1 protein-coding gene is annotated in these 264 nt (G+C 42.0%); it reads left to right on the top strand.

Going from position 1 to position 264, the window contains the following annotated elements; genetic code table 11:
* Positions 1 to 264 (top strand): group II intron maturase-specific domain-containing protein (locus Q8G36_RS28980; RefSeq protein ID WP_305163167.1); only part of this gene is annotated, 264 nt, incomplete at both ends.

Genomic DNA, 264 nt, shown 5'->3' with positions numbered 1-264 from the left:
AGAACCCGAAGGTTCTACTGGCTAAACAAACGGTGAAGAGGGTAAAGAAACGAATCAGGGAAATGACCTCGAGAAAATTACCGATACCCATGAAACTCCGAATAAATAAGTTAAAGCAATACCTTAGGGGTTGGATGGGGTATTTCGCCCTCATTGATACTCCGAACGTATTGAAGAATTTAGATTCATGGATTCGAAGAAGACTCAGGATGTGCCTATGGAAGCAATGGAAATTGCCAAGAACGAGGGTGAAGAAACTCAAAG

The organism is Peribacillus frigoritolerans (assembly GCF_030676415.1).
Lineage (GTDB): Bacteria > Bacillota > Bacilli > Bacillales > DSM-1321 > Peribacillus > Peribacillus frigoritolerans_A.
The sequence above is the reverse complement of the archived record's forward strand: the minus strand, read 5'-3'. Positions and strand labels throughout refer to the sequence as shown.